Consider the following 20,970-nt stretch of genomic DNA (forward strand, 5'->3'; position numbering starts at 1 on the left):
TTCACTTAACTCTCCTGATTATTCTGACCTAAACTTAAAAAATTTACTGACCGATTTTTCCCTGATCATTATCCTGGGCAGCTAAATATTTAAGAAGCTTAATGATTGAATTCCATTGGATAAGCTAAATGGAAATAGACCGGAGAAGGAGTATGATGTCATAATTGCAGGTGGGGGTATCCTTGGGGTTACACTTTCTTACTGGATATCTGCCATTCCTGGGATAAAAGTATGCCTCATAGAGGCTTCCCAGAGGGTAGCGATGCACTCTTCCTCAAGAAACACGGGTGTTATTCACAGACCTTTTTACATGAATCCCGATAAGAAGAGGCTTTTTGCATGGGCATCCCAGAAATCATATTCAATGTGGAAGAGTTTTGCATCTGACTTCAACCTTCCATGGAATCCTGCAGGAACCTTGGAGATTGCAAAAAGGGAGGAGGACCTGAAGAGGCTTGATGCCTTTTCAAACTGGGCCGTAAAGAATGGAATGGGAAATGATGAGTTCAGAATATTCGATGAGAAAGAGATGAAACAAGAATACCCATATCTTGCGGGAAAGGGTGCAATCCTATCAAAAACAGATACCTCTGTGGACTTCGGCATATTCACAAATACTCTCTTCAGATCAATAAATAGGGAGAATTTTACCTTTATGCCCGGGACTTATTTAGAACCAGAGAACATTGACATCGGATCTTCCAGTATTCTTGTGGTGAATGGAGAGAATCGATTCAGGCTGGGTTTCCGCCACCTGATAAATGCGGCAGGTTCAGATTCACTTAAAATTGCACATAAAATGGGACTTGCAAAAGATAAAGGAATGCTTCATTTCAGGGGCGATTACTGGAAGGTGAGAGAAAATGCCTTTCCTGAGATAAGACACAACATATACACCATACCAGAACATCCAGAGTTCCCATTTCTGGATCCTCATTTTATTGTCAGGCATGACGATTCACGGCAGATAGGACCAAATGCAGCCCCAGTATTTTCCCCCTATGCATATGAAGGCATATCTGAAAGGCTTCTTGATCCCTTAAGAACACTGTTTGAAAAGCCGTTTATGCCAAAGCTTAAGCTTCTAACAGACAGAGAATTCCTTCAGCTGGCCTGGTCAGAATGGGAGAGTTCACTCATTAAAAATAAGATGGGGCTAAGGGTTAAGGAATTCATTCCCGGTTTCAAAAATGATGTACTTCTTGACAGAGGAATTGCCGGAATAAGGCATTCCGTTATTGACTCAGATGGCTTTCTGGAGGACTCAATGGTTATCGATGGGCCGCTGTCAACACATATAATTAATTATAATTCACCTGGTGCCACAGGATCTCCAGCCTATTCAGCTCTCATAGTTCACAATCTTCTGGAAGCGGGGGTTTTTGGTGAAAGAAAAAATCCCAGTTCTCGTTTGTTAAGTATATGGAATTTTGAAAACCTCTTTTTATGACATCATAACTATCTGCCTTTTCAATTTAAATATTTACTTGTTATGTAGGTGCATATGGATAGAGGAATCAGATCTTTGATATTTACCTCAATGGGACACTTTTCCAATGACGGGAACTTTCTCTTATTCCCGGTACTTATAACATATTATTCCCTCATACCCGGGATCAGTCTTGTTCTTCTGGGTGCTGTTGCAATTATATATAATGCGCTCTCGGGTTTGTTGAGCACACCTATTGGCCGTATGGCAGACAGAATGGACAGGGACGCTTTAATGCTTGCCCTTGGAATTGGAATTAATGGAATATCGGTTGGTGCTTTTGCAGTTCCCTTTCTGTACCAATCCCTCACTATCCCTGCAATACTCGTAGGATCTATTCTCCTGGGATTGGGGCAGTCCTTCTATCATCCAATTGGAGCAACAATAATAAACGAGAGCTTTGAAAAGAAGTCTTCCACCAGAATGCTTGGAATCAACGGATCATTCGGCAGCCTTGGTAGAGCTGTACTGCCAAGCATAATCGTGGCAGTCATGCTTCTCGTAGGTAATGCAAAAGGCCTCTTCCTTATTATGCTATACCTCCTGATTTTCGCTCTTATAATATATGCCGGACTTAGGAACTTCAGGAGAAACGAAAATAAACCTAAGAAGGAGAAATCCCTATCAATCAGCGAAAACAGATCAATGGTAAAAAAATACTCAAAATTTCTTTACATTCTCACCATGGTTGTATTTATCAGATCTATGTTTCTCACCGGTACGATAACCTTTATTCCAACTTTTCTTACAAACGTCTACCATAGCAGGACAATTGCAGTTGCAATTGTTACAATTAGCTTCGTTACAGCTATTTTCGGACAGCCCTATTTTGGATCACTTACATCAAAATATGGAGGTCGAACAATAGTAATTTTTACAACCATAGTATCGGGAATAGCATTTGCAGGTTTTATATTTTTTGCAACAAATATACTTATTAGCGGGATCTCGTTTGCAGTGTTTGCCTTTGTGACCTACAGCGGTTTTCCTGTATTGCTGGGCTTTGTTGGCCAGGTTGTTCCCAGGGAGATATCTACAACAGCCAATGGACTTGTATGGGGTTTTGGAAATACCCTGGGAGGTGCGGTAGGCATAGCAGTTATTGATGGATTCAAGATATTTGTTTCCCTGGGCGATTCACTGACTCTCATGCTCATATTTGCACTGGCTGCAATTATAATGCTCCCTCTTATACCCAGGAATAACCGGCTTCCTAAGAGTGAAAAAATTGAAAAAACACCCAATTCCTGAGAGATGGATTTTTAAATTTTCTTTACATTACTGATCATGCCTGAATTCGTTCTTCCTTCAGGGTCAAGCGTAACTTTGCCAGATGACCCCCAAAGAATTGTAAGTTTTAGCCCTGCCGTTACAGAAACACTTTTCGAACTTGGACTTGGAGACAGGATAGTTGGAGTCTCGGCCTTCTGTTCCAGGCCTGTGGAAACCAGGAACATCAGAAAGGTTGGAAGTTATGGAAGCACCAGAATTGAGGTTCTGGAAGAACTTAAGCCTGATCTCATTCTCACAATATCTGGTTTTCAAAGAGAACTCTATGAAAGGATAAGGGAAAGGTTTCCAGTTTATATCTTCGAACTGCCATCATCAGTCGCTGGAATCATTGATATGGTATCAAAAATAGGTGTTATAACAAACAGGAAGGATGAGGCAAGAGGTCTAGAGTTTCAGATGATAAAGATATTCAGCTCCATACGAAAGCATCCTGAACTCAGGGGTTATATTGAGATTGATCTTGGAGGACCTGTGAGTTTCGGGTCTCAGAGCTATATAACCGATGCACTTGCCTTAATGGGGATAAAGACAATTTATTCTGGTTTTAACAGTGAATGGCTTGATCCGTCAGATAACTTCATTCTTGAAAAAGACCCAGAAATAATATTCTATGAACCGAAGATGTATTCTAAATTTTCAGAAAAACAGTTTAAAGACCTGATCAAAAAGAGAGGGTGGGACAGGACAACCGCATTCAAAAATAACAGAATCTATAGGACACCAGGAACCCTGGACTTCTTTGCACATCATGGTCCTTCGTTTATCTGGGAGGTGCTTCCCTGGATTCAGAACATAACTGATGAAATCATGTAAAGAGTTATTATTAGATTTGCATAAGGCATAAATGTCATATACTGAAAAAAATTGAATTCCTTCAGGTGGCTGGCATCAACCAAAAATCATATAAGCGTGGTGAAAGAATTGGACAAAATGATAGTGAAAAATTACAAAGATCTGGATACAACAGATGACCGGAGATATATTCTTGACAGCCTTAACCATGTTTTTTCCATTGTATCTCCATCCTTAGCAGTTAATAATAAATCCCATGAACTGTCAAAGGATATGGATGAATCTAAGAGAATATTCGTGATTGGCTTTGGAAAAGCGTCCCTCTCCATGTATGAAGGAGTGAGGGAAATGGTTAAGGATAAGCTTTCCTATGCAGGCATTATTGTTCCTCAGGATGAGGAGGTTTCAGGAAAATTTCAGGAACTTGATATACTTCGGGGAAGCCATCCTAAATTGAGTTCCTTGAGCATAAGGTCATCGGAAAACCTTCTCAGCCATCTCAGGAATTTGAAGAAAGATGACCTTGTTCTAGTCCTGATATCAGGCGGAGGATCCGCACTTTTTGAAATACCTGAGGAGGGGATTGATGTAGATACATTCGCCTCCATTTCTGACTGCCTGATGAAAAACGGTGCAGACATATATCAGTTGAACCGGGTAAGGCAAATGATGTCCTCCGTAAAGGGAGGTAAACTTGCAGATATCCTCAGCCCTGCAAAAGTCATATCCATGATAATCTCAGATGTAACAGGAGATGACCTATCAATCATAGCTTCGGGGCCATTGGTAAGGACATCAGGAAATGAAGAAGCTATGAAGATTATTGCATCTTTCCGGGATAAGTGCAGGAAAATAGAAAGTATTAAAGGAATTCAGTCCGCAGGAAATCCCGGAAACCATGCTACAGCGGATGTAAAAAACTTCCTGATTTTAAGAAACTATGACTATGTGGAATGCGTGGGGAATTATCTTCATGAGAGAGGAGGTAAGGTAATTACATGGGAACTGGGGGTGACAGGCGAGGTTTCTGAAGTTGCCAGAAATCTTACTGATGCTGTGCGTTCCATGTATGCACTCTTCAATGAATCATTCTGGCTTGTCTTTGGAGGGGAAACCACAGTGAATGTTACTGGGAAAGGGAAAGGGGGCAGGAATCAGGATCTTGCCCTGAGAGTAATGGACAATATGAAAGAGGGGGAGGAGTTCACCTTCGCAAGCATAGGTACGGATGGAATTGATGGTTACAGTGACGCAATGGGTGGTATAACTGACAATATTCTGAAATCTGCAATTCCCAGATCTGAATTGCTGGAAACACTAAAAAACAGCGACAGTTATACACTTCTTTCAAAATATAAATCTGCAGTTGTCACGGGACGCACAGGGACAAACGTCTCTGATATAATGATAATGCATTACGGTGGAAAGACTGAGGGAAATAAGAATTGATAATACTTAAAAATGAAGAGAAAACCTTGACTTACTCTGAAAAAGATAGAAAAATTGGAACCGGAAATTCTGCCATAAATGTTCCACCAAATCTTATAATCTCTCCAGGTGATGTTATAAACACAAAGTCAGGACTGTATACCGCACTATGCTTTCAGCCTCCTGAATTTGGAAATGTTTGCAAGAGAAATGCACAGATAATACAGCCGCATGACGCTGCGTACATGATTTTCAGGTCAGGTGTAAAATCCGGAAGCATGGTACTGGAAGCAGGGGCAGGATCCGGTTCCCTCTCTTCATTCATATTGTGGTCTATCGGCAGTTCAGGTAAACTGGTAACGGCCGACAATAATGAAAATAACCTTGCGGCCACAAGAGAAAACCTCTCTAAATTTTATGATCTCTCCAACTGGCTTCCTTTACTCGGGGATATAAGGACGGAAAATATTGAGGGAAAATTCCATGCTATTTTTCTGGATATACCAGACCCATGGAATGCGATTTCAAACGTTATGGAAAACCTGAAACCTGGCGGTTTTCTTACAACTTACTCTCCAAATTTCAACCAGATGGAAAAAACTGCAGTCGAAATGAAAAAGAATGGGATGCTTGTCCTGGAAAACACTGAACTTATAAAGAGAAATATGCTTGTCCGGGAGGGATCAACAAGGCCTGATCATAACTCCCTCTGGCATACAGCATTCATCACATTTGCAGTGAAGAGAAGCAGTTCTTCCCTGAAGCTGTAATTCATGAAACAGATTGAACTTTCGGCTGCATCGCCATATTTTTAGCCATTGTCCATGATTGAGGTTTCTCTCTCAAGTTTAATATAAAATGCCCGGTCATTTTTAAAGCGTCGGTAATTATTTTTTTCATCTAAAAAAAGCATGATTTGAATTGCCGCTAAAGATTCAATGTATATATAGGAGGTTAGCATGAATCATTTAGATGGTTGAGCTTATTTGCGATACCTGTTCAGGGGACGGGCATGTTGATAACAATGGCCATCCGGATATATGTCCGGATTGTTTCGGTCTTGGAGTGGTAAATGTAGATGAGAAGGACTTTAAAAATCCTGCAAATAACCCATCAAGACAGAACATTAAGAAGGGAATATACATGCTAATTGGAGTCCTGGCTGTTTACTATATTCTTTTTTTTATATTCCAGTTTCATTTCAAAATCGGCATGGTATCCAGTGTGATAATCCTGGTAACGGGACATATAGTGGCTGTTGGAATATTTCTGATATTCCTGCTTTATAAGACAATAAATGAGAAAACTGCGGAAAGAACCAACTGAAATTTCAAACCACTGCAAAATAGTTTAATAACATGTTCGTTGTATAAGATGGATTAAGGTGTTACTATGATGGAAGCTCTGGACAGTCGATTGGTACTTAAAGGACCTCTGCATGGAAAGTTCGGAGAGATTTCTGTTAAGGTAAACCATAAAATTTTGTGCACGCAGATCTTCAACTCAGGCAAGATGGATATTGTTTATTATATACCTGTGTCGGTAGAAAATCAGAGAGAAATTCTTATGATGATCCAGATGCTAGGAGGGAAAAAGATTTCAGATGTCTGGAATATTAAACTGAACGAAGATGAGAACACTGATTTGAGGGTAATTTTAGATTTTATTAAGATACCGTCAATTGTACTTGACGCAATATATGCCTATCGTGGAGAATTTATTGCGTATATGAGATTCAATAACTCTGATCTTAATAATGTATCGGAAACATTGCTTGAAAACATAGCCATGGAGGAAGAGTATTCTGTTGATTACCTTGGTGAGGCCAATGGTACCTTTAGCGACATGAAGTCCATTTCTGAAGAGATTCCCCTCTTTGTTATGGAAGTTATTTCTAATCCTCCTCTGGAAGAGCTTCAACCTGAGAATAACCCCATGGGAAAATCCTGGAGAAGGATCATAAAGAGTCTATCCCCCGATGATCTGATAAGTGCAGTATGTGTAACAGATGAATTAGTTTCCATCCCCAGCTTTTCTCTGATAAACCAGGAGAAGCAAATCTATTTAGGAAGTGTCAAAAACCCTCTGCTTGTATATTTAAACCGTGAATTCAATGAAAAAGGGATTGTTACCTTTTCAAGGACCCAGAGTTTGAGAGACAGTCTTTTTAGAATGAATTTCGTTATCTCAGCGGATCAGGTTAACCAAGTTGTAAGGGTTATGGGAAAAATGTTTAGGACCTTCCCTGAATGGAATTGCCGCATTTCATTTGCCTCTAGACTGGAAGATGCTACTGAAAAAGATCTTCTGGTAGTTTGATCCTTAACTATTATCCTTTTTTTAGAACTGCCAATTCGAAATCCAGTATGTGCCTGTACTCCCTGCTAGGAGTTACAGTTACATAGTTGCCTGTGAATTGTAGTTCGGTGTCCTTCTCCCCTTTGAAACCGTCAACGTTGAAGGCCATTGACAATAGCCTGTCTGCCTCCTCCGGTTGAGGCAAGTCTGAGTATACCCCAGTTTCGCCTTTTTCGTCTTTTTTCTCAGCGTAGCTGAATGATACAGAGTAACTGAATTTTTCCCCTCTGTATACTACTGGTTTATCTAAAGACGCCAGGGCGTTTTTCCAGATGATCTGAAGAACCTTTTCAGTATCTAACTTTACCTCACTCCTTGGAATTTCACTTTCTCTTTTTGAAAGTTCCTCCCTGATCTTGCTTTCCAGAGTTTCAATGTCTCCCATGTTGCATAATGATACACACGTATGAATAAGTTTCACTTGATGGCATTGTCAAAACTAATTTAATTTCTAATTTCGCTAAGAAACACTCTAAAGACCAAACTTATATGTTCCTGTGGTATGGACCATGGGTCTTCAGCAACACGTCATTGGTTTTGAAAGATTTTCTAAATAAATTCTGTACTGAAAAGTGGTTTTTTCTGGTTCAGTGATCTTTTTTACACTGGGATTCGCAAGCTTCAGAAACACATAGGCCATTCCCCTCTTTTAGGGTTATCCGCATCTCTTTTTATGATGTTACAGGCATATGAGAGGTAGTTAAAATAAGCAGTAAATAAAATCTTTCATCAATTGTAATGTAAATGATCCTGATGAAAAGCTTCAAAAAGGTATTTTCAGATACGCCCAAAAGAAAATCACCTTGTAAAAGAAATGTCTCTTTGGACATCCCATAAGGTATTCATTATTTATGAATCACTTATTGCAAAAACGCCACCCTATTTAAATTTAGTTTGCATCTGTGAGTGTTCAAGCCTGCTGGCAAAAAGATGGGGGAGGAGGGATCAGGACCAATCCAAAGGTCAGTTAACTGAACATGGATGTTTTTAACATGGGAGATAAGAGGTTCTCACTTGATATTTAGATATGTGCTTTATTATAAAGAAAAAATAGTTTATCATACCATTTACATCATACAGGCAACTGCGAAATAATAGGAGAAATCAACTATCTGTTGACAATGTGGAAAAGAAAATATATGCAGTAGAGCTATTATCGTATGGATCATCAGAAGAATTTTGCTGCTGTATTCATCGATTTCGAAAATTTTTACTACTCACTAACAAATCTTTATGAGTTGTCTTTTGAGGACCCGGGAGAAACAGCAGTTGCCCTTATTGACAACCAAATTGAAAAACTGAAGGAGAAATGCGGTGAGATCATAATCAGGCAGGCTTTTGCGGACTGGAGATCAATGCAGGTTCCCAAGGCCGAGCTACAGAAAATGGGCATAAGAATTATTGACATTCTTTCTACGGGATATAAAAATAGTGCAGACATAGAACTTTCTCTGGCTGCACAAGAAATCCTTCTGACCAGAGACGATATTGCAACCATCATTATATTTGCCGGTGACCGAGACTATATGCCAATTGCAAACCGTACAAGGGAAAAGGGTAAAACGGTTCACTTTGTGGGCTTTGAAAAGAGCCTGTCAGGAGACCTGAAAAGACTGGTGGGTGAAGGTAACTACTCCTATGCAAGACCCGAGGAGATTGGATCATATACAAAACCTGGTGTATTTGTTTCAGGCGATGCAATGAATTCTGATCATCTGCCCATGGAAGATCTGGATCCTAACCAGAAAAAAGCTGCTTTGGCTGCGCTTGATTCATTTGACAGATACAAGGGGGCATTTGGATGTGTAAAGGTAAGTGTGTTCCTGGTGGAGAGCCTAATCAAAACACTTCCGGAATTGGATCACCTGGAAAGGAAGAAGATATTTGCTTCTCTGGTTCGGGCAGGATTACTTTTAACTGAGAAGAAAACCCCCGAAATACCGGACAGTTTTGGTAACCAGTATCCCTACACCGTTTTCACAATAGACGAGAAGAACAGATTTGTAAGGGAATTGAGGAAAAGCCGTAAAACCAGCTTCGACGAAGGAAAGTCGTTACTTTCAAAAGCTGCCGCCATGGTTGCAGACGTTGACGGAAAAGTGCTGGGGTCTAAACTTGGAATAAAACTTAGAGAGATCAACCCGGAATTCGTTCCAATGAGATATGGTTTCATAGATCTGAGTTTATTTGTAGATAATTATCCGGAGATACTTGTATTTGAGGGAGAAAGATCAGGTGGAGACATGATTTACAGGCTCCTGCAACATTGAATATACTGGGGATTTGCTTTTTATTCAGATGGATTTTTGCAATTATTACGTTGCGAATAACTCTTAAAGTTATTACACATTAGACATGTCCTGGTTTGTGCATAGAATTGAAGAAAACTTTCTGATTTTCCCTTTATTATTGTTGAGATATGTTCCAGAATTGGTATGGACCTGTGGGGAATTGAACCCCAGGCCTCTTCCATGCCAAGGAAGCGATCTACCGCTGATCTACAGGCCCATTATGCAAGGAAGAAATACTTTTTTCCTATACAATGGGAGTTTTTCCTTATCTTAAATACCACTATAAATTTTTTCCTTACATTTTACGGGAAAGGCGCATCTGAAACTGCGAAAAAATCATTTTCGTGCGACCTGATTCACGAAAAATTATATACCCCAAGAGTGCTTTATTGTGGAAATGCAAAATCCACATTCTGACCCCTACATGGCAGGATATTTCAAAGTCATTGAGCCATTTCAGCTTAGAGACTTTGAAGTGGTGGACAGATACACACTTAACAATGATAAATCGGCTGTAAAGATTCTCTGGGACAAAGAGAATCTGGAATATATCTACCAGGTGGAAGAACCCACCATTTCCAGAAAGGAACTGGAGGACCTTTACAACATTGTGAAGGATATGGAGTGGATAGTACCAAACAGCATGGAAATTTCAAGCAGGATTACCAGATTCCAGTTTCAGGAAATAGTTAAAAGCTATATCCATAGCAGGAAAAGGGTTCTTGAGAGAGGAAACAGTGAAAAGCTGCAGTATTTTATAAACCGTGATTACACGGGTTATGGTATCATAAACATACCGGTAAATGATCCAGAGATTGAGGATATATCCTGTGACGGTTACGGGAGCAATGTTTTTGTTTACCACAGGAAGTACCATGACATGAAGACAAACATCACCTATAATGATCCCACTTATCTTGATTCCTTTATAATCAAGCTTTCACAGTTCTGTGGGAAGGAGATATCCATAAATAATCCTGTTCTGGATGGGATCACGGATCAGGGCCATCGTGTGCAGGCTATATATGGAAATGAAATTTCTCCACACGGTTCAGTTTTTACCATAAGACTCTTCAGGAAAAAACCCTTTACCCCCACAGAGATCCTTATCAATGGAACAGCCGATTCAGACATCATAACTTACATGTGGTACCTGGTTGAAAACAATAATTCGTGCCTGATATCCGGTGCACCAGCAGTTGGAAAAACATCCACGCTTAACGCTCTTCTCATGCTGGCTCCCCCCAACTCAAAGATATTCAGCATAGAGGAGACCAGGGAGATCAATATCCCCAACGAAAACTGGATACCAGCCACAACAAGGGAGAGGGAAAATTATTTCTCTGTAAAGGAGAGGGGGTATCTGAAGATAGACATGTTTGAGCTGGTCAGGATGGCAATGAGGCAGAGGCCAACATACATTGTGGTGGGAGAGGTAAGGGGGAGAGAGGCATATGCTCTTTTCCAGTCCATGTCAACAGGCCATACAACCTATTCCACCATCCATGCCGATTCCATGGATTCACTAATTAACAGGCTAGAGGCTGAACCACTGAATATACCCAGAGTTATGATGACATATCTGAGCACGGTTATTTTCAATAAATTCATTAGGGTAGATGGAAATCTTGTCAGGCGCATCACGGAAATAAACGAAATGATGGGATATGATCCAGACACTGGAGATGTGCTTTTCAATAATGTTTTCTCCTACGATGCTGCAACAGATAAGCACTATTACAATGGAAACAGCTCAATTCTTGAAAAAATAAGGTCAGCCACAGGGATGAGCAGACAGGAATTTGATCAGGATTTCCTGAAGAGGAAGACCGTTATAGAGAATATGGCTAAAAATGGCATAACAGATTATAGGACTATATCAAAAGTAATACAGACCTATTATTTCAACCATGAGGAAGCTATAAAGATATCAAGCGGGGGAAACAGTTGATAAACCGCAGGGATAAGAAACTGTTCTCCAGTAAGAAAAATTCAATTCGTAATGCCGAAAATCCATATGCAACCATGAATCTTTCATTTCCGGCCAGGGCAGGGATAAGGATTTTCAAGCCGTTTTTAGATAGATTAGATGTTTCCTATAAAACCCAGATTGAATTAAAAAGGTCAAAGATCCCCCTTACACCTTATGAATTCTACGGACAGATGTTTTTCTATTCCCTAATCAGCGCAATCATCATTGGCATTTCCGCATTTATTTTTGACCTGGTTCTGAGAAGATACGCCCTTGTTATCTCATCTTCCGCATTTCTTATCTTTGCCTTATTTATTGCTGTTTACGCAGATATTCCACACAGTGTTGCAAGGGCAAGAAGGAAAAGAATAGATGCCCTAATTCCTGTAACAATAGGATTTACCGCAACAATGGCATCTGCCGATGTACCCATAGACCGTATATTTGAAGTTTTGAGCGAAAGCTCAGACTACGGTGAGGTTGCCAGAGAGGCAAAGTATATCTGGATCTCAACCAACCTGTTCGGGAAAGACATTATAACGGCAATAAAGAATGCCATTGTCTATACCCCCTCAATAAAATTTTCTGAGTTTCTTCAGGGAATTGTAACCACAGTCACTTCTGGAGGTGACCTGAAGGATTATCTTGTAACCAGGGCTAGAAGATACCAGTCTGAGCTTAACAACGAGGTGAAGAAGAATGTGGACTCCATCGGCATTGTGGCTGAGAGCTACATAACCGTAGGTGTTGCGTTCCCCCTAATAATGATCATAATAATAGGGGTTATCGCTGCCCTGTCATCTTCAGATCCCCACGCCCTTATTCTTGTGCTCATCTTCATAGTGGCAGTGATGATGCCGGTCTTGACTCTGTTCTTTATCTATTTCCTCAATTCAATAGTGAAGGAGGTTAGGTTTTGAATCCTGTTTTGAGAAAAGTTGCCCTGTTATCCGCCGCAGCATCCATACTGGTTTTCTTTTTGTTCCTCTTGCTTGGGATTCCTGCGGTTGATCCACGAGGGCATCCCATAGCATCGTCTGCAATAGCTGTTTCCATTTTTCTCATACCTGTTGGGTATATTTACGATAAACAGCAAAGTGCCATCAAGGATGCAGAGAGACGGCTTCCTGACTTTTTGAGAGATCTGTCCAACTATTCAATATTTGGCCTTCCCATGGCTGAAGCCGTAAAAATGGCTGCGTCAAACGATTACGGGCACCTGTCTCCTGAAATAAGGGACCTTGGAAACAAGATCTCCGTGGGTCTACCCGTTGACGAGGCTCTTGAAACCTTTGGGGACAAGACTGGATCAGCAGATATAAGGAGAGTTGGCAGGATTATACAGAAAGCAAGTGAATCCGGAAATAATACCTATGATGTCGTCACACTCATATCAGATTTCAATGCACAGATGGCTCTTATGAGGGATACAAGAAGATCAGAGATGCAAAACTACATCCTTGTTCTTCTGATTGCCCTGGGCGTATTTATCTTTGTGATTCTCATAATCGACATCGGCTTTTTCCCCAAGATAAAGGTCACTAACTTTGGTTCTATAGGTTTGCCGGGAAACACAAACATCAGACCACTTATAGAGAGGATTTTTGATGTGGGGATATATGTACAGGGTGTTGGGATAGGGGGAATAGCCGGATTGCTGAGGGATGGAAGGTTAAGATCCGGGATGTTGATAACCGGTGCAATACTTCTTGTTTCTGCACTTATACTCATAGGGGCAGGTGTTGCCTGAATGGAAGCTGGTGACGACTCGTTTTTTAAAAACTATGATCTGCTATCAGAAAAGGATCTTATACCTAATTTCTCAAAATACCAGATATGCCGCAAAAAGTCGGACGGATCCATATACTATTTTCTTCATGAACCAATACTTTCAGACTCTTCCAGATTCATTCTTGAAAAGATGAAGAAGAATGCACTTGAAGGCAGATCCATTGGAAACCCTTCCATGGAGATTGATTCCCAGATAGAGGCGATGGCAAAGAATATGAATCTTACCATGGACACCCAACAGAAGAGATACATTGCATACTATTTCGGCAGAGATCTCTTCGGCATGGAACGCATTGAATCTCTTCTTAGGGATGGAGATATAGAGGATATATCCTGCGACAGGGCGGGTCTGGGCATTTACATATACCACAGGAAATATGGATATATACCAACGAATATAATGTTTGAAGATGAAATTGAACTTTCAAGATTTGTGAAGATGATGAGCCAGAAGTCAGGAAAAAGCCTCTCATTGTCAACTCCGGTCATAGATGCAAATCTCCCTGATGGTTCAAGGCTTCAGGCCTCTCTCGGCCAGGAGGTCACCACTAACGGATCAAGCTTCACCATAAGAAAATTCAGGTCTGTTCCATTCAGCCCCATAGATCTCATTTCCACATGGACTACTTCTTCCAGAATTTTCGCCTACCTCTGGATTCTTTCTGAATATGGATCGAACATTGTGGTTGTTGGTGGAACTGCAACTGGAAAGACCACATTCCTCAATTCCATTCTTCTCTTTATCCCTCCGGAAAAGAAGATCATCACAATCGAAGATACTAAGGAGCTGAATCTTTTCCATGAAAACTGGGTATCAACTGTTACCAGACCCGGATATGGAATGCCTGGACCGGATGGAAAGGTGGAAGGGGAGATAGATATGTTTGATCTCCTTACCATTTCTTTGAGACAAAGGCCCAACTACATTGTTCTAGGTGAAGTGAGGGGGAGGGAAGCGTTTACGGTTTTTCAGGCAATGTCTGTGGGCAGGTATGGATATACCACATTTCATGCAGATGACGTGAACACATTTGTACATCGTCTGGAAGCAAAACCCATAAACATACCAAGAAATCTTATAATTTCCATAGATGCCATAGTACTTCTTGAAGCATTCCAGGGAAAATCGGGAACCGAGAGAAGGGTGAAGAGCATCAGTGAGATCAAGGAGATCGATCCGCTTACCAACGATCTAATCATAAATGAAGTCTATTCTTTTAACGGAAATGGCTACGACACATCTGGATTTAGCTATATACTCAAAAGAATTGCTGAAAAAGAGGGAAAGACAGAGGCTGAGATGGAACATGAACTTCTATTAAGGGAAAAGATACTGTCAAAATTGCAGGAAAAACATACCTACGATTTCAGGGAGGTTGGCAGGATTATCAAGAGGTTTTACAAGGCACGGGAAAGTGTCCTCCATGATCTTGGAATAGAGATCTAAAATTGAAAGTTTGTTTCTCACAATGTATCTATCCAGTCGGATGAAAGATATTTTGCCAGGAATGGAACATATATTGTCTGAAGAATTATGGAAAAAAGCACGACAAAGGAAACCATTACGCTTATAAGGGGACCGTAAGTGATCAGTATGGGAACATTATCTGCAAGCCCCACACTGTAAGGAACGGTTGACATGACCACAGGAACCACACCCCTGGGGCCAACAAGCGAGAAGAACGCCTTTAGACTGTTTGGCGTCTTCAGCTTGGACCCTTTTCTCTTTACTGCGGCAAGGGAGAGGAGTACTGCTGCCGGCCTTACGAGGAGGAGCATGAAGATTGTAAGTATTAACCCCAGCACTATGTAATTCCTGATCTGGAATGCTGTGAGAATGCTTCCCAGAAGAAGGAATATGATAGCTTGTGAAAGGAATGAGAGATTTTCCTGAAAATTCTGCTCCCTGTTCCAGAATATGCTCTTATCTGAAAAGTTTCCCACTATTGCCCCAGTTGCGATGATTGCCGGAAAAGGGGTAAACCCAGCAGCCTCAAGTATTGTGAATTCCAGTATAACCACGCCAAGAAGAATTGCAACAAGCAGGTTTTCAAAATTCAGGAACCTGTTTAGGAAGATCATTGAAAATCCTATTATAATTCCTATAACAGATGATATTATTATCTGGGCGAAGAAGTAAACCACCACACCGGCATACATCCCAACATGTGATGATATGGAGGTGAAAAGACTGACGTAACTTGCCGTGGGATCTATGATAACTATTGCTATTGTTACTAGTATTATTCCAAGTGGGTCGTTGAAAAGGCTCTCTCCGATAAGTGTTCCCGAGATGTCGTCCTTTATCCGTATTCTTCTGAACAGTGGTATAAGGGTGACAGGATCAGTTGGAGATATTATTGCCCCGAAGAGGAAGCCGATTGTGAATGGTGCACCGGTGAGTGCTGAAAATATCACACCTGCAACGACTGCAGTAACAATGATACCTATGGTATCAAGCGACAGGATTCTCCAGAAATGCCTCCTTATTACCTTCAGATCCATGTGGTGGCTTTCATAATAGAGAATTATCATCACGCCAAGCAGACCCACACCGACATAACCGAAATTTGTCAGGAAATTTATGGCAAAATCGTGGTTTATGATCCCAAGTACAGGACCGAAAATTATTCCCAGAACGATAAGAATGGGTATGTCTGCTATTGCGATCCTTCTTGAAATTGGTATTGCAAAGGCTGCAAGTATGAGAACGAAGCTTACTTCATAATACTCTGCAGCGAATGATGTGATCATCTGTCCTTATTTTCTCCAGCTTTTATGAACTCCGGTAGCTTTCTCTTATGTTCAGACCTTTCATGCAACTCCTCGACTTTTTTGTGTTTATCGGTAAGTGATTTTAAATTGAGATCGAATACATCCTCCAGGACCTTGTCAAGATCGGAATATGTCATTCCAATTTCATCCTCATCAGTCTGGCCTTCCCACAGGCCTGCAGAGGGTTTTTTCCTTATTATGTTGTCCGGCACCTTCATGAAGGTTGCAAAGTCCCAGACCTCCTGCTTGTAAAGGTGCATTATTGGCTCAATATCGCAGGCTCCGTCACCGAACTTTGTGTAATATCCAATGAGGTGTTCCGTGCGGTTTGTTGTCCCTATGACCAAGCCATTATTTATGTTTGCAAAATAGTAGAGAATAATCATCCTTGTTCTGGACTTCACATTCCCCATTGCATATCTGTCTTCTATGGAGAGGAGTGATCTGAAAGCTTCAACCACTGATTCAATATTTATAATCTTTATCTCAATTTTAGTTGATTCAGATAACTTCTTCACATCATCCAGGTCTGTTTCTGGTGTGTTGCTGTCAGGCATAAAAAATGCGCGTATCCTTTCCTTGGGAAGGACCCTGGCAAGAATGGAGAGAACAAGTGCACTGTCAACGCCTCCGCTGATGCCCAACACAGCGTCTTTTCCTGCAAGTTTTTCAGTAATGAAATGACCTATTTTTTCAAGTTCCAGTGAAAAATCCATAGAGTGCACACCCAACACTATATTAAAAAATTAAATAAATATTCCTCAAGAAAACTCTGCATATACGAATTTTTCGCATTGAGGGTTTTTTCATTTCCTGAAATCCATGAGATGTTTAAGATTCTGGAAAATCTTCACCGATGTCAGTTTTCCAACCCCTCCCGGAACTGGAGTTATTGCCGTCACGAAACCATTCAGGGAGGCGAAGTTCGCATCACCCCTTATTCCGTCTTCAGTGCTGTTTATACCCACATCTATAACCACAGAGGATTGGTTCACATAATCAGCACCTAGAAAATTCTCTTTTCCCACTGCCACAACAACAACTTCTGCATTTTTTGTCTTTTCCCTAATGTTCAATGTCTTACTGTGGCAAACCGTTACGGTGCAGTCCCTGTTGATCAGGATCATTGCCAGTGGCTTTCCCACCACCACGGATCTGTTTATTATTACCACGTCCCGTATTTCAGGATAATTTTCCAATAATATCTGGTTAACTGCACCAGCTGTTGCAGGAAGAACAACTGGTGATTTCATGGCGATCAACCCTTGGTTGTAGGGCGTCATGCAGTCCACATCCTTCAGTGGGGATATGCATGACAGGAGAGAGATATAGTCCAACCCTTTGGGAACAGGATTTTCCAGTATTATCCCATCAACACCGGGATCCCAGGATATCTTCCTTATCTCTTCCTCTATTTTCTCCTGCCCAATTGATGGGTTTATGTTTTTTATTGAAACATCCACACCCATTCTCTTTCCAGATCTGGCCTTTGCATTGGCATAGACTGCGGCCTCCTTTGAATCGCCTATGATAATGGATACAAGGGAGGGCATTCGCCCATGTTTTGAAAAAAACTCTGAAAATCCTTCTGTAAGGTCCTCCTTGATACGCTTTACAATTTCATCCACATTGATAATCCTGGTCATGGACTTACACCCTAGACCAGTCTATAACCGTCTTAATCTCGTTTTCCGGCTTGTTGGTGAATATATCAATATCAGAGGGTGAGATCTTTTTTGTAATAAATTCCTTCATTCTGTCTCCGTAAACATACCGCCATTTCCTGAGATGTTCCAGTGCCATAAAATAGTGATTTCTTGCCCCATCGACAGATCCAAGCAGAGTTATGTTCTTTTCAATGATGTAATCAATATCTGATCCATCAACACCTGTTGGCGGAGCCTTCCCGTTTGTCCCGAATAGTATGGCTATTCCGTTGTTGTTGAGTTTCCTGGCAAACTTGAAAATAGTGCCTGGATGCCCACTGGTATCTATTAAGAGATCTATGCCACCTTCCGCTATTTTATCCATGTCCATTGTGTAATCATAAAATTCAGCGCCAATCATATCAACCATCCCTTTCTTCAGGTCAGGTATTGGGTGTCGGTTTGTCAGTACTGTATCAAAACCGTAATCTTTTGCAAAAAATGAAAAAAGGAATGCTTCGCTTCCGGTGCCAATAACAACCGCCTTCTTGTCCTCATAGGTACCATAATCATTAAAGAAAATACTTCTCTCCGAAACTTTGTCAAAAACCTCGAATGCTTTCTCTACGTTCTTAAGGGGCTCTGCCAGTACCGCCACATCAAACATGCCTTTATCCTGGACCTTGACAAGATTTTCGGGTGTGTCGTAAAAATACCCCCTCATGAAGCCATGCATTCCAGTTACTCCGGCTTCATGTTTATTTCCGTCTGTGCAGTTATCCATCCTTCCCATCCTGCAGTTGACGCATTTTCCAGGCCTTCTTACTATGGGTACAACATAATCCCCCGGCTTGATTCCAAAATTGTTCTTTTCTATCTCCAGAACCTGTGCAAGACCCTCGTGCCCAAGCACCATTTGCCTATAGCCTTCAGGATTGTAGGCAAATGATAGCGAACCTGCAACCATGCCACGGTCAGTGCCGCATATTCCACTGTAAATGGTCTTAAGTTTCGCCGAGTAATGTTCAGGGTCCGGTAATTCAAAATCTCCAAAGACCACACCACCGGTTGGTGCGTCTGTAGTTATGGCTTTTACCTTCGACATGAAGAACTGATTAAATTGTTGGTATTAAGGTTTGGATGACCCGCCAGAAACTGCAATGATCATATCTGGTGGCCCATTTTGACCCTCTTTGTGTCCAGGTAGAATTCGTCATAAGGTGTTGGTTCACTCTTAACCGGGATGCGTTCGCTTATCCTGATTCCGTTCCCCTCCAGGAAATCTATTTTGGATGGGTTGTTTGTCATTAGTTTGATTGAGGTGATATGGAAATAGTTCAGCACTTCAACTGCGAAGGTATAATCCCTCTTATCCGCCGGTAGCCCCAGCCTTAAATTAGCCTCAACCGTATCATAGCCCTGTTCCTGGAGGCTGTACGCCTTGATCTTATCCAGGAGACCTATGCCTCTCCCTTCCTGCCTAAGGTATATCAGCATTCCATATTCCTGTTTTCCAAGATACACCATTGAACGCAGAAGCTGATCCCTGCAATCGCATCTCTTGGAACCGAAAACATCTCCTGTAAGGCATTCCGAGTGTATTCTCACCGGTATGTCATTTCTTCCATCTATCTGACCCCTTACAAGTGCGGCATGTTCCTTATTTTCGTCGTTTGTGAAAGTGTATATTTCAAAGTCACCCGCCAGTGTGGGCAGCTTAGCCTTTGAGTATAGTTTTATCATCTTTTCCTACCTTAAAATTCATTCTCGTATAAAAGGAGATATCAAACAAAATAATATATTTTTACAATGATTGCAATGTTTCATCTGAATTTCCATTGTCAAGGATCTTTTCAGCCAAAATCAATCCTTCCCTATCCATGAAAACATAAACATCTTTCTCACCATGCAGATTTTTTTCAATGCTGTTTTTCAGCTGGTAGTATGAATCAGTTTCTATCTCAAACCTGAAATATACACGCCTGCCTCCGAATTTTTTTACATCTCTCTCAAGATCAGAGAATTGGCTTTTGCATAGGACATTATAAGATTCTCCGGGAAAATCATGACTGTAATCCTCATTGCCTGTAAGGAGTATTCTTCTGCTGTCCCTCCCAATGATCCTGAGATCACCTGGAATGGATGTACAAAGAAGGCCTGAATATATGAGCGATACATCCGGTAGATAGATAAATTCCCCAACGTTAAGGGCGGAAACGAAATCTATATTCATGGGATTGCCTGTGAATCTTCTTCCCTGCGGCAGTAAGACTGCGGATGTTTCACTTTCGGCGTTTTCCCCCGTATAAAGAGTAAGTCTCTGCAATTTGCCCTCAACAGATATGTACTCCTTCTCTCCTTTTATTGTAATATCATCCTTTTTCATCAGTGGAGGCAGATCGAATATGAAATTTTCAGTTTTATTTTTCAAGGTAGTATAAATTATCTCCGGGGATGGTATCAGGTTTCTTTTCCCATCTGTACCTGGCTTAATCCGCAAGGGATCTGAAAAAACAGCACTGTCAACATCCACATTGGTGTTGTGGATGATTTCAGAATAGTCTCCCCAGATGAATTTTATATTATTCACCATTGAAACTTCCCCGTTCATAATTGACATTTCGTACCGATCCCGGTTTATTTCGATTCCAGTTACCCTTTCAGCAAATTTTGAGAAGCTTATTGCCTGCATTCCGGAACCTGAACCCACGTCAAGAATATTATTCTGTTTAATTCTACCTGATCGGTAGTCGCCCACAATTTCTGGTGTGGAAAAACTTGAGGAGTAGAGATCCATCCAGAGTCTGTTCCATTTCCTGAACTTCTTCTCTATGTTTATTCTTGCCTTTGCAATTTCAGTGTAGAGATTAACTGCTGACTTTGAAGATCTTATCTGATTCTTTATTGTCGAGGCGTTGTGGCCGGATCTCATAAGATCTATTATTTCATCTATCACTGAATTGGCCTTTTCCCTTAATTGAGGATTTTTTCTCAATTTTGACAGTAATTTTACCTGTTCCGCTTTCGTATTTAATCCAAAGGCAATTTAAAAAGTCCTATTCAACTTTCCTTTTATAGGGGCTAAAAAATTCTCTTATATAGATGTGAGGGAAAGATAATAATCGATCAATGGGA

19 protein-coding genes and 1 tRNA gene are annotated in these 20,970 nt (G+C 40.9%); 12 read left to right on the forward strand and 8 right to left on the reverse strand.

Annotation, left to right across the window (positions count from 1 at the left end):
• Positions 1 to 115 precede the first annotated feature (115 nt).
• The 7 genes from OXIME_RS04130 to OXIME_RS04160 all read left to right on the forward strand — a co-directional run bounded on the left by OXIME_RS04130 (position 116) and on the right by OXIME_RS04160 (position 7,321).
• On the forward strand, positions 116 to 1,450 hold the full coding sequence (locus tag OXIME_RS04130; RefSeq protein WP_393972199.1) for an NAD(P)/FAD-dependent oxidoreductase: 1,335 nt from the start codon (positions 116 to 118) through the stop codon (positions 1,448 to 1,450).
• Positions 1,451 to 1,504: 54 nt separating this feature from the next.
• Entirely contained in the window at positions 1,505 to 2,740 is a 1,236-nt protein-coding gene (locus OXIME_RS04135; protein WP_393972200.1) for an MFS transporter, read from the forward strand.
• Positions 2,741 to 2,776: 36 nt separating this feature from the next.
• A complete protein-coding gene (locus tag OXIME_RS04140) occupies positions 2,777 to 3,595 on the forward strand; it encodes an ABC transporter substrate-binding protein (RefSeq protein ID WP_393972201.1) in 819 nt (272 codons plus the stop codon).
• A 117-nt stretch (positions 3,596 to 3,712) separates the two neighbouring features.
• On the forward strand, positions 3,713 to 5,023 hold the full coding sequence (locus OXIME_RS04145; protein ID WP_393972246.1) for a DUF4147 domain-containing protein: 1,311 nt from the start codon (positions 3,713 to 3,715) through the stop codon (positions 5,021 to 5,023).
• On the forward strand, positions 5,020 to 5,772 hold the full coding sequence (locus tag OXIME_RS04150; protein WP_393972202.1) for a tRNA (adenine-N1)-methyltransferase: 753 nt from the start codon (positions 5,020 to 5,022) through the stop codon (positions 5,770 to 5,772). The genes OXIME_RS04145 and OXIME_RS04150 overlap by 4 nt, the downstream gene beginning before the upstream one ends.
• A 202-nt stretch (positions 5,773 to 5,974) precedes the next feature.
• On the forward strand, positions 5,975 to 6,328 hold the full coding sequence (locus OXIME_RS04155; RefSeq protein ID WP_393972203.1) for a hypothetical protein: 354 nt from the start codon (positions 5,975 to 5,977) through the stop codon (positions 6,326 to 6,328).
• A gap of 66 nt (positions 6,329 to 6,394) precedes the next feature.
• Positions 6,395 to 7,321 carry a hypothetical protein gene (locus OXIME_RS04160; RefSeq protein WP_393972204.1) on the forward strand — a complete coding sequence of 309 codons (927 nt, stop codon included), beginning with the start codon at positions 6,395 to 6,397 and terminating at the stop codon, positions 7,319 to 7,321.
• A 10-nt stretch (positions 7,322 to 7,331) separates the two neighbouring features.
• Here OXIME_RS04160 and OXIME_RS04165 read toward each other — a convergent pair whose 3' ends face one another.
• Positions 7,332 to 7,745 carry a hypothetical protein gene (locus tag OXIME_RS04165; protein ID WP_393972205.1) on the reverse strand — a complete coding sequence of 138 codons (414 nt, stop codon included), beginning with the start codon at positions 7,743 to 7,745 and terminating at the stop codon, positions 7,332 to 7,334.
• 775 nt (positions 7,746 to 8,520) lie between these two features.
• Here OXIME_RS04165 and OXIME_RS04170 point away from each other — a divergent pair.
• Entirely contained in the window at positions 8,521 to 9,630 is a 1,110-nt protein-coding gene (locus OXIME_RS04170) for an NYN domain-containing protein (protein WP_393972206.1), read from the forward strand.
• Between the two features lie 166 nt (positions 9,631 to 9,796).
• Here the strand turns inward: OXIME_RS04170 and OXIME_RS04175 are convergent.
• Positions 9,797 to 9,868, reverse strand: a tRNA-Ala gene (locus OXIME_RS04175).
• A gap of 180 nt (positions 9,869 to 10,048) precedes the next feature.
• On the opposite strand from OXIME_RS04175, the gene OXIME_RS04180 reads away from it, so the two are divergent.
• From OXIME_RS04180 to OXIME_RS04195, 4 genes are read left to right on the forward strand one after another with little or no spacing between them, the layout of a single operon-like run.
• Positions 10,049 to 11,602 (forward strand): type II/IV secretion system ATPase subunit, encoded by a 1,554-nt coding sequence (locus tag OXIME_RS04180; RefSeq protein ID WP_393972207.1) that lies wholly within the window; start codon positions 10,049 to 10,051, stop codon positions 11,600 to 11,602.
• The gene (locus tag OXIME_RS04185) at positions 11,599 to 12,543 is read left to right on the forward strand and encodes a type II secretion system F family protein (RefSeq protein WP_393972208.1); all 945 of its coding nucleotides are present in this window, start codon (positions 11,599 to 11,601) and stop codon (positions 12,541 to 12,543) included. Before OXIME_RS04180 ends, OXIME_RS04185 begins: the two co-directional genes overlap by 4 nt.
• Positions 12,540 to 13,373: a type II secretion system F family protein gene (locus OXIME_RS04190; RefSeq protein WP_393972209.1), complete on the forward strand. Its 834-nt coding sequence runs from the start codon at positions 12,540 to 12,542 to the stop codon at positions 13,371 to 13,373. The genes OXIME_RS04185 and OXIME_RS04190 overlap by 4 nt, the downstream gene beginning before the upstream one ends.
• Positions 13,374 to 14,861 (forward strand): type II/IV secretion system ATPase subunit, encoded by a 1,488-nt coding sequence (locus OXIME_RS04195; protein ID WP_393972210.1) that lies wholly within the window; start codon positions 13,374 to 13,376, stop codon positions 14,859 to 14,861. It begins immediately after the preceding gene.
• A gap of 17 nt (positions 14,862 to 14,878) precedes the next feature.
• Here the strand turns inward: OXIME_RS04195 and OXIME_RS04200 are convergent, their stop codons facing one another.
• The 6 genes from OXIME_RS04200 to OXIME_RS04225 all read right to left on the reverse strand — a co-directional run bounded on the left by OXIME_RS04200 (position 14,879) and on the right by OXIME_RS04225 (position 20,791).
• Complete coding sequence (locus OXIME_RS04200; protein WP_393972211.1) at positions 14,879 to 16,168, reverse strand: cation:proton antiporter; 1,290 nt, start codon at positions 16,166 to 16,168, stop codon at positions 14,879 to 14,881.
• The gene (locus OXIME_RS04205) at positions 16,165 to 16,905 is read right to left on the reverse strand and encodes an NAD+ synthase (protein WP_393972212.1); all 741 of its coding nucleotides are present in this window, start codon (positions 16,903 to 16,905) and stop codon (positions 16,165 to 16,167) included. The genes OXIME_RS04200 and OXIME_RS04205 overlap by 4 nt, the downstream gene beginning before the upstream one ends.
• 90 nt (positions 16,906 to 16,995) lie before the next feature.
• Positions 16,996 to 17,835 (reverse strand): bifunctional 5,10-methylenetetrahydrofolate dehydrogenase/5,10-methenyltetrahydrofolate cyclohydrolase, encoded by an 840-nt coding sequence (locus OXIME_RS04210; protein ID WP_393972213.1) that lies wholly within the window; start codon positions 17,833 to 17,835, stop codon positions 16,996 to 16,998.
• Positions 17,836 to 17,839: 4 nt separating this feature from the next.
• On the reverse strand, positions 17,840 to 18,940 hold the full coding sequence (locus tag OXIME_RS04215; protein WP_393972214.1) for a glucose 1-dehydrogenase: 1,101 nt from the start codon (positions 18,938 to 18,940) through the stop codon (positions 17,840 to 17,842).
• A gap of 59 nt (positions 18,941 to 18,999) precedes the next feature.
• On the reverse strand, positions 19,000 to 19,578 hold the full coding sequence (gene ribA, locus OXIME_RS04220; protein ID WP_393972215.1) for a GTP cyclohydrolase II: 579 nt from the start codon (positions 19,576 to 19,578) through the stop codon (positions 19,000 to 19,002).
• Between the two features lie 61 nt (positions 19,579 to 19,639).
• Entirely contained in the window at positions 19,640 to 20,791 is a 1,152-nt protein-coding gene (locus tag OXIME_RS04225; RefSeq protein WP_393972216.1) for a hypothetical protein, read from the reverse strand.
• Positions 20,792 to 20,970 lie beyond the last annotated feature (179 nt).

It is taken from the genome of Oxyplasma meridianum, from assembly GCF_038024865.1.
Lineage (GTDB): Archaea > Thermoplasmatota > Thermoplasmata > Thermoplasmatales > Thermoplasmataceae > Oxyplasma > Oxyplasma meridianum.

Coding starts and splice junctions, on each gene's coding strand:
- OXIME_RS04135 (WP_393972200.1), top strand. CDS start 1,505: ATGGATAGAGGAATCAGATCTTTGATATTTACCTCAATGGGACACTTT.
- OXIME_RS04140 (WP_393972201.1), top strand. CDS start 2,777: ATGCCTGAATTCGTTCTTCCTTCAGGGTCAAGCGTAACTTTGCCAGAT.
- OXIME_RS04145 (WP_393972246.1), top strand. CDS start 3,713: ATGATAGTGAAAAATTACAAAGATCTGGATACAACAGATGACCGGAGA.
- OXIME_RS04155 (WP_393972203.1), top strand. CDS start 5,975: ATGGTTGAGCTTATTTGCGATACCTGTTCAGGGGACGGGCATGTTGAT.
- OXIME_RS04160 (WP_393972204.1), top strand. CDS start 6,395: ATGATGGAAGCTCTGGACAGTCGATTGGTACTTAAAGGACCTCTGCAT.
- OXIME_RS04165 (WP_393972205.1), bottom strand. CDS start 7,745: ATGGGAGACATTGAAACTCTGGAAAGCAAGATCAGGGAGGAACTTTCA.
- OXIME_RS04170 (WP_393972206.1), top strand. CDS start 8,521: ATGGATCATCAGAAGAATTTTGCTGCTGTATTCATCGATTTCGAAAAT.
- OXIME_RS04180 (WP_393972207.1), top strand. CDS start 10,049: ATGCAAAATCCACATTCTGACCCCTACATGGCAGGATATTTCAAAGTC.
- OXIME_RS04195 (WP_393972210.1), top strand. CDS start 13,374: ATGGAAGCTGGTGACGACTCGTTTTTTAAAAACTATGATCTGCTATCA.
- OXIME_RS04200 (WP_393972211.1), bottom strand. CDS start 16,168: ATGATCACATCATTCGCTGCAGAGTATTATGAAGTAAGCTTCGTTCTC.
- OXIME_RS04205 (WP_393972212.1), bottom strand. CDS start 16,905: ATGGATTTTTCACTGGAACTTGAAAAAATAGGTCATTTCATTACTGAA.
- OXIME_RS04210 (WP_393972213.1), bottom strand. CDS start 17,835: ATGACCAGGATTATCAATGTGGATGAAATTGTAAAGCGTATCAAGGAG.
- OXIME_RS04215 (WP_393972214.1), bottom strand. CDS start 18,940: ATGTCGAAGGTAAAAGCCATAACTACAGACGCACCAACCGGTGGTGTG.
- ribA (WP_393972215.1), bottom strand. CDS start 19,578: ATGATAAAACTATACTCAAAGGCTAAGCTGCCCACACTGGCGGGTGAC.